General features: G+C 38.2%; 10 protein-coding genes. All 10 read right to left on the bottom strand.

The features are described from left to right. Positions 1-8 precede the first annotated feature (8 nt). A complete protein-coding gene (gene rplW / locus ACTNDN_RS12470) occupies positions 9-293 on the bottom strand; it encodes a 50S ribosomal protein L23 (RefSeq protein WP_016204560.1) in 285 nt (94 codons plus the stop codon). Beyond that, on the bottom strand, positions 293-916 hold the full coding sequence (rplD, locus tag ACTNDN_RS12475) for a 50S ribosomal protein L4 (protein WP_031537900.1): 624 nt from the start codon (positions 914-916) through the stop codon (positions 293-295). The genes rplW and rplD overlap by 1 nt, the downstream gene beginning before the upstream one ends. 28 nt (positions 917-944) lie before the next feature. After that, positions 945-1571 carry a 50S ribosomal protein L3 gene (gene rplC, locus ACTNDN_RS12480; protein WP_048717899.1) on the bottom strand — a complete coding sequence of 209 codons (627 nt, stop codon included), beginning with the start codon at positions 1569-1571 and terminating at the stop codon, positions 945-947. 39 nt (positions 1572-1610) lie between these two features. Then, the gene (gene rpsJ, locus ACTNDN_RS12485; protein WP_009336571.1) at positions 1611-1919 is read right to left on the bottom strand and encodes a 30S ribosomal protein S10; all 309 of its coding nucleotides are present in this window, start codon (positions 1917-1919) and stop codon (positions 1611-1613) included. 557 nt (positions 1920-2476) lie between these two features. Next, positions 2477-3664: an elongation factor Tu gene (gene tuf, locus ACTNDN_RS12490; protein ID WP_031537897.1), complete on the bottom strand. Its 1188-nt coding sequence runs from the start codon at positions 3662-3664 to the stop codon at positions 2477-2479. A 118-nt stretch (positions 3665-3782) separates the two neighbouring features. After that, positions 3783-5858, bottom strand: a complete 2076-nt coding sequence (gene fusA, locus ACTNDN_RS12495; RefSeq protein WP_031537896.1) for an elongation factor G — start codon at positions 5856-5858, stop codon at positions 3783-3785. 47 nt (positions 5859-5905) lie between these two features. Further along, entirely contained in the window at positions 5906-6376 is a 471-nt protein-coding gene (gene rpsG, locus ACTNDN_RS12500) for a 30S ribosomal protein S7 (protein ID WP_031537895.1), read from the bottom strand. A 40-nt stretch (positions 6377-6416) separates the two neighbouring features. Then, on the bottom strand, positions 6417-6839 hold the full coding sequence (gene rpsL, locus ACTNDN_RS12505) for a 30S ribosomal protein S12 (protein WP_016204553.1): 423 nt from the start codon (positions 6837-6839) through the stop codon (positions 6417-6419). Positions 6840-6939: 100 nt separating this feature from the next. Continuing rightward, entirely contained in the window at positions 6940-7188 is a 249-nt protein-coding gene (locus ACTNDN_RS12510) for a 50S ribosomal protein L7ae-like protein (protein WP_031537894.1), read from the bottom strand. Between the two features lie 212 nt (positions 7189-7400). Continuing rightward, on the bottom strand, positions 7401-11000 hold the full coding sequence (gene rpoC, locus ACTNDN_RS12515; protein ID WP_048717903.1) for a DNA-directed RNA polymerase subunit beta': 3600 nt from the start codon (positions 10998-11000) through the stop codon (positions 7401-7403). Positions 11001-11025 lie beyond the last annotated feature (25 nt).

The raw sequence follows: 11025 nt of genomic DNA on the forward strand, positions 1-11025 counted from the left end.
TATTATTATTAAGCTTCAAAGAATTCGATTTCTTTGCTGTCAGCTGTTAATTTAACAATTGCCTTACGACGTTTGTTTGTGTATCCACCAAAACGTCCCATACGTTTGAATTTACCTTTATAGTTCATGATGTTTACTTTTTCAACTTTAACGCCAAAGATTTCTTCAACTGCATCTTTAACTTGAGTTTTATTAGCTCTTACATCAACTTCAAACGTGTATTTTTTGTCAACCATTAAATCAGTAGAACGTTCAGTGATAACGGGGCGCTTAATCGTATCGCGTGCATCCATTATGCAAGCACCTCCTCTACTTTTTCAACCGCTGCTTTTGTCATGATTAATTTATCATGGTTTAAAACATCTAAAACTGTAATTCCAGTAGCAGTAACAACTGTTACCCCCGGGATGTTACGAGCAGATAATGCTACGTTCTCATCAAGATCAGCTGTAACGATTAATGCTTTCTTTTCAACAGAAAGATTACCTAGTACCGCTTTGAATTCTTTCGTTTTAGGTGCATCAAAAGCAAGGCTTTGTAATACTAAAATATTTTCTTCTAATACTTTAGCAGATAATGCAGATTTAATTGCTAGTCTACGAACCTTTTTAGGTAGTTTGTAGCTATAGCTACGTGGAACTGGTCCAAATACTGTTCCACCACCACGCCATTGTGGAGATCTGATAGATCCTTGACGTGCACGTCCTGTACCCTTTTGGCGCCATGGCTTACGTCCACCACCAGCAACCTCAGAACGAATTTTAGTTTTATGAGTTCCTTGACGTAATGAAGCTCTTTGCATAACAACAGCTTCAAATAAAACATGATTGTTAGGCTCGATACCAAATACTGATTCATTTAATTCGATATCTCCAGCTTGCGTACCGTCTTGGTTGAATAATGCAACTTTAGGCATTCTTATTTCCTCCTTTCCAGATTAATAATTATGCTTTAACAGCAGTTTTGATTTTTAATAAAGCTTTTCTTGCTCCAGGTACATTACCTTTAATTAATAGAAGATTGCGTTCTGTATCTACTTTAACGATTTCTAAGTTTTGAACTGTGATTTGTTCTCCACCCATACGACCAGGTAATGCTTTCCCTTTAAATACACGGTTTGGTGCAACAGGTCCCATTGAACCTGGGCGACGATGATAACGAGATCCGTGAGCCATTGGTCCACGTGATTGTCCATGGCGCTTGATTGAACCTTGGAAACCTTTCCCTTTAGAGATACCTGTTACATCTACTACATCGCCTTCTGCGAAAATACTTACTTTGACTTCTTGACCAACCTCATACTCATCCACGCTAACATCTCTGAATTCACGAACGAAGCGCTTAGGAGCAGTACTTGCTTTAGCAACATGCCCTTGTTCAGGTTTATTAGCTAACTTTTCACGTTTGTTTTCAAAACCGATTTGAACTGCTGTATAGCCATCAGCTTCAACAGTTTTCTTTTGAAGAACAATATTCTCAGCAGCTTCAACTACTGTTACAGGGATAAGGTTGCCATTTTCAGCAAATACTTGAGTCATACCTATTTTTCTTCCTAAGATTCCTTTGGTCATTTAAGTCACACCTCCTGATAGTTTAAATGTTTATTTCAATTATAATTTAATTTCGATATCTACACCTGATGGTAAATCCAGACGCATTAGTGAATCAACTGTTTGTGGAGTTGGGTTCACGATGTCGATTAGACGTTTATGCGTACGCATTTCAAATTGTTCACGAGAATCTTTATATTTATGAACCGCACGTAGGATAGTGTATATAGACTTTTCTGTTGGTAACGGAATCGGTCCAGATACAGCAGCACCAGAACGTTTTGCAGTTTCAACGATTTTCTCTGCTGATTGATCTAAAATTCTATGATCATACGCTTTTAAACGAATACGAATTTTTTGTTTTGCCATTATTTTCCCTCCTTTTCGCCTATTTTAGAATAGACATTCTCCGCAGGAATTTCCCACACACTCGCCATGGCAAAGCGGCCGGGTGTGTCAGCAACCTCCCGCATCATCGCAGTCAAAGACCAACATTGTCTATTATACATAAAAACGCCTAGAAAAGCAACAACATTTATTATTTTTCTTTCGTTTTAGTACACTCAGATTATTATACATATTCTAAGCTGATATTTCAACCCAATGTACAATAGTCAGTCAATTAGACGCTAATGATCTTTCAATCGAACCAATCATTTTGCGACTTTTTTATTCTAACAAAAATGGATTGCTGTTTAAATAGAAAGATTATGGAAAATCTATTTCCTTCTATATAAATACTTTTATCTATTATAGCTAATTATTTCAATAGTAAACACTTATACTTATTATTACATTAAATACCTTTCATTCTAATAAAGGAGTTGTTTAACTTACTTATTTGATCCTAGTATTCTTTTCATAGATTACTTACTTTTAAGCACAAAAAAACAAGCTGACGAATCAGCTTGTTTTTTTAAATGTTATTACTCAACGATAGTAGCAACTACACCAGCGCCTACTGTACGTCCACCTTCACGGATTGAGAATTTAGTTCCTTCTTCAATAGCGATAGAAGAAATTAATTCAACATCCATTTCGATGTTATCGCCAGGCATAACCATTTCTACACCTTCAGGTAAGTTACAAATACCAGTTACGTCAGTTGTACGGAAGTAGAACTGAGGACGGTAGTTTGTGAAGAATGGAGTATGACGTCCACCTTCTTCTTTTGATAATACGTAAACTTCAGCTTTGAATTTTACGTGTGGAGTAATAGTACCTGGTTTTGCTAATACTTGACCACGTTGGATATCTTCACGAGCAACCCCACGAAGAAGTGCACCGATGTTATCTCCAGCTTCAGCATAATCAAGTAATTTACGGAACATTTCAACACCAGTTACAGTAGTTGATTTTTTCTCTTCAGCTAAACCGATGATGTCTACAACGTCACCAACTTTAACTTGTCCACGCTCAACACGACCAGTAGCAACTGTACCACGACCAGTGATAGAGAATACATCCTCAACTGGCATCATGAATGGTTTGTCAGTATCACGAGTTGGTGTTGGGATATATTCGTCAACTGCAGCCATAAGCTCAGTGATTTTTTCTTCCCAAGCAGCTTCACCTTCAAGAGCTTTAAGAGCTGAACCTTTGATTACAGGAATATCATCACCAGGGAATTCATATTCTGATAATAGGTCACGTACTTCCATTTCTACTAATTCTAATAGTTCTTCATCATCAACCATATCACATTTGTTTAAGAATACTACTAAGTGAGGTACACCAACTTGACGAGAAAGAAGGATGTGCTCACGAGTTTGTGGCATAGGACCATCAGTAGCTGATACTACTAAGATACCGCCATCCATTTGAGCAGCACCAGTGATCATGTTTTTAACATAGTCAGCATGTCCTGGGCAGTCAACGTGTGCATAGTGACGAGTAGCTGTTTCATACTCAACGTGTGCAGTTGAGATTGTAATTCCACGCTCGCGCTCTTCTGGAGCAGCGTCGATTTGATCATATCCGCGTGCTTCACCGCCACCCACTTTAGAAAGTACAGTTGTGATAGCAGCTGTTAATGTAGTTTTACCATGGTCAACGTGACCAATAGTTCCAATATTTACGTGTGGCTTAGAACGATCGTATTTAGCTTTTGCCATTAGGAAAATCCTCCTTTGATTTTAAAAAAATTAAGTATTTTTATAGAGCTGTGAATATTCATCACAGCTTTATTGCTTACATAGTAGTTATACTTCATTAAAAAGGTAAAATCAACAATTACCCTTTATTTTTTTTGATGATCTCTTCAGAGATTGATTTTGGTACTTCTTCATAATGATCGAACACCATTGAGAATACCCCACGACCTTGCGTGCTTGAACGTAATGTCGTAGCATAACCAAACATTTCAGAAAGTGGAACCATTGCACGAACTACTTGTGCGTTACCACGAGCTTCCATACCTTCAACACGTCCACGACGTGAAGTAATGTTACCCATGATATCACCCATGTATTCTTCCGGAATGATAACTTCTACTTTCATAACAGGCTCAAGAATTACAGGATTACATTTAGATGCTGCATTTTTCAATGCCATTGAAGCAGCGATTTTGAACGCCATTTCAGATGAGTCAACATCATGGTATGATCCATCAAATAATTTAGCTTTGATATCTACCAATGGATAACCAGCAAGTACTCCTCTTTGTAATGCATCTTCTAGACCAGCTTGAACTGGAGCAATGTATTCACGAGGAACAACACCACCGACGATAGCATTTTCAAATTCGAATCCTTTACCTTCTTCGTTTGGTGCAAACTCAATCCAAACGTGACCATATTGTCCACGACCACCAGATTGACGAGTGAATTTCCCTTCAACTGCTGCAGAAGAACGGAATGTTTCACGGTAAGCAACCTGAGGAGCACCAACATTAGCCTCAACCTTGAATTCACGACGCATACGGTCTACAAGAATATCTAAGTGAAGTTCACCCATACCTGCAATGATAACCTGACCAGTTTCCTGGTTAGTATGTGCACGGAATGTTGGATCTTCTTCTTGTAATTTTTGTAGAGCAGTTGTCATTTTGTCTTGGTCAGCTTTTGATTTTGGCTCGATAGACAATTCGATAACTGGTTCTGGGAATTCCATGGACTCTAAGATTACTAAATCTTTTTCATCACATAGAGTATCTCCAGTTGTAGTATCTTTTAAACCTACAGCTGCTGCGATATCACCAGCATATACTTCTGTAATCTCTTGACGGCTGTTTGCATGCATCTGTAGGATACGTCCTACACGCTCACGTTTGCCTTTTGTAGAGTTTTGTACATATGAACCTGAGCTCAATGTACCAGAATATACACGGAAAAATGTCAGTTTACCAACAAATGGGTCTGTCATTACTTTAAACGCAAGAGCTGCAAATGGTTCATCATCACTTGAATGCTTTTCAATTACTTCATCAGAATCAGGAGCTGTACCTTTAATTGCAGGTACATCTAATGGTGATGGTAAGTACTCGATTACAGCATCAAGCATTTTTTGAACACCTTTGTTTTTGAAAGCAGATCCACAGATTACTGGATAGAATTCAACGTTAACTGTACCTTTACGGATAGCAGCCTTTAACTCATCAGTAGTGATTTCTTCACCACCAAGATATTTTTCCATAAGTTCTTCATCAAGTTCAGCTACTGCTTCAACCAATTTCTCATGGTATTCATCAGCTAACTCTTTGTACTCTTCTGGAATTTCACGTTCTTGAATATCTGTACCAAGGTCATTTCCGTAGAAAGTCGCTTTCATTTCAACTAAATCAATGATACCTTCGAATTGATCTTCAGCACCAATCGGTAGTTGGATTGCATGAGCGTTTGCTTGTAAACGATCATGTAAAGTTTTTAATGAATAAAGGAAGTCTGCCCCAATTTTATCCATTTTGTTTACGAATACTACACGAGGTACACCGTAAGTTGTTGCTTGACGCCAAACTGTTTCTGTTTGTGGCTCAACACCTGATTGAGCATCAAGTACTGCAACAGCACCATCAAGTACACGTAGAGAACGTTCAACTTCAACTGTGAAGTCTACGTGCCCTGGAGTATCAATAATGTTTACACGGTTACCTTTCCATTGTGCAGTTGTTGCAGCTGATGTAATGGTAATTCCACGCTCTTGTTCTTGCTCCATCCAGTCCATTTGAGATGCACCTTCGTGAGTTTCACCAATTTTGTGGATACGACCAGTGTAATAAAGTACACGCTCAGTTGTAGTCGTTTTACCAGCATCGATATGTGCCATGATACCAATATTACGAGTGTTTTCTAAGGAGAACTCTCTTGCCATTTGGTCTTTCTCCTTTCATATTGAAAGTATTTTTATGAATTATAATCTTACCAACGATAGTGAGCAAACGCTTTGTTTGCTTCAGCCATTTTGTGTGTATCTTCACGCTTTTTCACAGATGCACCAGTGTTGTTTGCTGCATCTAGGATTTCGTTAGCTAGTCTCTCTTCCATTGTTTTCTCACCGCGAAGACGAGCATAGTTAACTAACCAGCGAAGACCTAAAGTTGTACGTCTTTCAGGACGAACCTCCACTGGAACTTGATAGTTAGAACCACCAACACGGCGTGCTCTTACTTCAAGAACTGGCATGATATTCTTTAATGCTTGATCAAATACTTCAATCGCTTCTTTTCCAGAACGCTCAGCAACGATTTCGAATGCTGAATATAGAATAGCTTGTGCTTTTCCTCTTTTACCATCGATCATCATTTTATTGATTAAACGAGATACAAGCTTAGAATTGTATATCGGATCTGGTAACACGTCTCTTTTTGCTACAGGACCTTTACGTGGCATTTGATTTCCTCCTTTCAATTATGCTATAAAATCAAATTTATTATTTTTTAGCTGCTTTTGGTTTTTTAGTACCGTATTTAGAACGACCTTGCATACGGTTGTTAACACCAGCAGTATCTAGAGCACCGCGTACGATATGATAACGTACCCCCGGTAAGTCTTTTACACGTCCTCCACGGATTAGTACAACACTGTGTTCTTGTAGGTTGTGACCAATACCAGGAATGTATGCTGTTACTTCGATACCATTTGTTAAACGAACACGTGCATATTTACGTAATGCAGAGTTTGGTTTTTTCGGTGTCATTGTACCAACACGAGTACATACCCCACGTTTTTGAGGTGAAGATACGTTTGTTTGTGCTTTTTTGAAACTGTTATAACCTTTGTTTAACGCAGGAGACTTCGACTTCTCTTCAGCAGATTGACGAGGTTTGCGTACTAATTGGTTAATTGTAGGCATTTCTTTTTCCTCCCTTCCTTTATGTTTGAAGCCCACACATCCAGGTGGTTCATATTAGGGCAAAAACAAAGTTTTCATGGTATTTTCCATAAAAACAGTTTTAATTAATTATGGCAACAGTTGCTGCGCCTACTTCTATTCCACATGATTCGCCTAGCTTCTTCATGGATTCAACAAGTATAATGGGAACATTAACTTCTTTGGCTATTTCAGATACTTTTCTAATTAATATTGGATCAGCATCTTCAGCAACAATAACCTCTGTCGCTATTCCTTTTTTTAACGCTTTTACTGTTTGCTTTGTTCCTACTACTATCTTACTTGCCTGTAGTACTTTTTCATAAGACATTTTTATATCCTCCAAAGCAACAGGTGAAATAGGAGCACCTTTGATATAGTATCATCTATAAAATTAGATGTCAATTATTTTCCTGAAAAACTTTAATAGATATTCCTAAAAGTTATGGTTTACGAGGATTATCGACTCTTTCCTAAATGATAGAATCGATAATCCTCGTATTAACCACTTTCTTTTTTCTAAAATAAATGCTTTATCGCTAATTACTCTACAGTAATTGACTCTTCTGTTAGTTCTTCTGCTGTAATAGGTTCAGCATGTCTGTATCTTGGCATACCAGTTCCAGCTGGAACTAATTTACCAATAATTACATTCTCTTTTAATCCTAGTAATTCATCACGTTTTCCTTTAATAGCAGCATCTGTCAGAACTCTTGTAGTTTCTTGGAACGATGCAGCCGATAAGAATGAATCAGTTTCAAGAGATGCTTTTGTAATACCAAGCAATACTGGTCTACCTGTTGCTGGAAGCTTACCTTCTCTTAAAGCTTTTGCGTTAGCATCAGTAAATTGGTGAATATCTAATAGTGTACCTGGTAATACATCTGTCTCACCAGCATCCACTACTCTGATTTTACGTAACATTTGGCGAACCATTACTTCTACGTGTTTATCCCCAATTTCTACCCCTTGCATACGATATACTTTTTGTACTTCGCGAAGTAGATACTCTTGTACTGCTGTAACGTTTTTCACTTTAATTAATTCTTTCGGATCAATAGAACCCTCTGTTAATTCTTGTCCTTGTTCTACAACATCATCGATCTTAACTTTCAATCTTGCTGTGTAAGGAGCAGTATATGTTCTAGTTTCTAATTCACCTTGAACAACAATTTCATGTTGACGGTCTCTGCCTTCATTGATACCAACAATTACCCCTGCCATTTCAGTAATAACTGCTTGCCCTTTTGGATTACGAGCTTCAAATATCTCCTGAATACGAGGTAAACCTTGTGTGATATCGTCCCCTGCAACTCCACCTGTATGGAATGTACGCATTGTTAACTGTGTACCTGGTTCCCCGATAGATTGTGCCGCTATAATACCAACAGCTTCTCCTACTTCCACCTCTTGGCCTGTTGCTAGGTTGCGACCATAACATTTTTTACATACACCATGACGTGTATTACATGTAAATGCAGAACGAATCCATACTTCTTCGATATTCGCCTCTACAATTTCTACTGCTAAGTCTTCTGTGATAAGTCCATTTTCAGGAACAATAACTTCATTCGTTTCTGGATGTTTAATTGATTTTCTTGCATATCTACCAATTAAACGCTCATCAAGAGATTCGATAATTTCTGTACCCTCTTTAAGAGCAGCAACTAACAATCCTCTATCTGTGCCGCAATCATCTTCGCGTACAATGACATCTTGTGCTACATCTACTAGACGACGAGTTAAGTAACCAGAGTCTGCTGTTTTTAACGCTGTATCAGCAAGACCTTTACGTGCTCCGTGAGTAGAGATAAAGTACTCTAATACCGTTAATCCTTCACGGAAACTTGAAATAATCGGTAACTCAATAATTCTACCAGCCGGGTTGGCCATCAAACCACGCATACCAGCAAGCTGTGTAAAGTTAGATGCGTTACCACGGGCACCAGAGTCACTCATCATAAAGATAGGATTTCGTTTATCTAAGGATTTCATTAGCTTCGCTTGAATTGTATCTTTCGCTGCGCTCCAGATAGAAATTACGCGATCATAACGCTCTTCCTCTGTGATTAATCCACGTCTAAATTGCTTCATGACATTATCGACTTTACCTTGTGCTTCATCGATAATTTCTTGTTTTTCACCTAATACAACGATGTCGGCCACACCAACAGTAATACCAGCTTTGGTAGAATGCTTAAATCCTAGATCCTTCATTCTATCCAACATCTTAGAAGTTTCCGTAATCTTGAAACGTTTAAATACTTCAGCGATTATATTCCCTAAAATTTTCTTTTTAAACGGTTCTATGATTGGCAACTCTTTAATAGCAGCTGGCACATCTACACCTGGCTCTACAAAGTATCGTTCAGGAGTTTTTTCTTCTAAGTTTGTTTTAGTTGGTTCGTTAATATACGGGAAAGATTTTGGTAAAATTTCATTGAATACTAGCTTACCAACAGTTGTTAATAACAATTGCTTATTTTGCTCTTCCGTGAATGTTTCATTGTTTAAAGAGCTAGCGCGTACTGCTACACGTGTGTGTAAATGTACATAACCATTTTGATATGCCAAAACAGCTTCGTTCGTATCATTGAAGATCATACCTTCTCCAACTGCACCTTCACGTTCTAATGTTAGATAATAGTTTCCTAATACCATATCCTGAGAAGGAGTAACAACTGGTTTACCATCTTTAGGGTTCAAGATGTTTTGAGCTGCAAGCATAAGTAAACGAGCTTCCGCTTGAGCTTCAGAAGATAAAGGAACGTGAACAGCCATTTGGTCTCCGTCAAAGTCAGCGTTGTATGCTGTACATACTAGCGGATGAAGACGAATCGCACGGCCTTCTACTAAAGTTGGTTCAAACGCTTGGATTCCCAATCTATGTAGAGTTGGGGCACGGTTAAGCAATACTGGATGCTCTTTAATTACTTCTTCAAGCACATCCCACACTTCAGGCTGAAGTCTTTCGATTTTTCTCTTTGCAGATTTAATATTATGAGCAATTCCTTTTTCTACTAACTCTTTCATTACAAAAGGCTTAAACAATTCAATTGCCATTTCTCTAGGAAGGCCACATTGATACATCTTTAAGTTAGGACCAACGACAATAACAGAACGTCCAGAATAGTCAACACGTTTTCCTAATAAGTTTTGACGGAAACGTCCTTGCTTCCCTTTTAGCATGTGAGATAGAGATTTAAGCGGTCTGTTACCAGGACCAGTTACCGGACGTCCACGACGACCATTATCGATTAACGCATCAACAGCTTCTTGAAGCATACGTTTTTCGTTTTGAACGATAATGCTTGGTGCTCCTAAATCTAATAATCTTTTTAAACGGTTATTACGGTTAATAACACGACGATATAAATCATTTAAGTCAGATGTTGCAAAACGTCCACCATCCAATTGAACCATTGGACGCAATTCTGGAGGAATTACTGGAAGTACATCAAGAATCATCCAAGAAGGCTCATTACCAGAACCACGGAACGCTTCTAATACTTCTAGTCTTTTAATGGCACGAGTTCTTCTTTGACCTTGCGCGGTTTTCAATTCTTCTTTTAGTGCATCTACATCTTTATTTAAATCAATATCAGATAGTAGCTTTTTGATTGCTTCAGCTCCCATAGAAGCTTGGAATTTCACACCATATTTATCGCGGTATGCTCTATATTCCTTTTCAGATAGAAGTTGTTTTTTCTCTAAAGCAGTATCGCCTGGATCTGTTACTACATAAGAAGCAAAATAAATAACTTCTTCCAATGCACGTGGAGACATATCTAAAACAAGTCCCATACGGCTAGGGATTCCTTTAAAATACCAAATATGTGAAACTGGAGCTGCTAATTCGATGTGACCCATACGCTCACGACGAACTTTTGCACGAGTAACTTCCACTCCACATCGATCACAAACTACGCCTTTATATCTAACACGCTTGTATTTACCACAGTGACATTCCCAGTCTTTTGTAGGACCAAAAATACGCTCACAGAACAAGCCATCTTTTTCCGGTTTTAAAGTACGATAGTTAATTGTTTCTGGCTTTTTGACTTCACCAAATGACCAAGAACGGATTTTGTCTGGTGAAGCTAGACCTATTTTCATATATTCAAAATTATTAACATCCAACAAGGGTCCTACCTCCCTTTCGATCTTC

The organism is Niallia sp. HCP3S3_B10 (genome assembly GCF_052064465.1).
In the GTDB taxonomy this organism is placed as follows: domain Bacteria; phylum Bacillota; class Bacilli; order Bacillales; family Cytobacillaceae; genus Niallia; species Niallia hominis.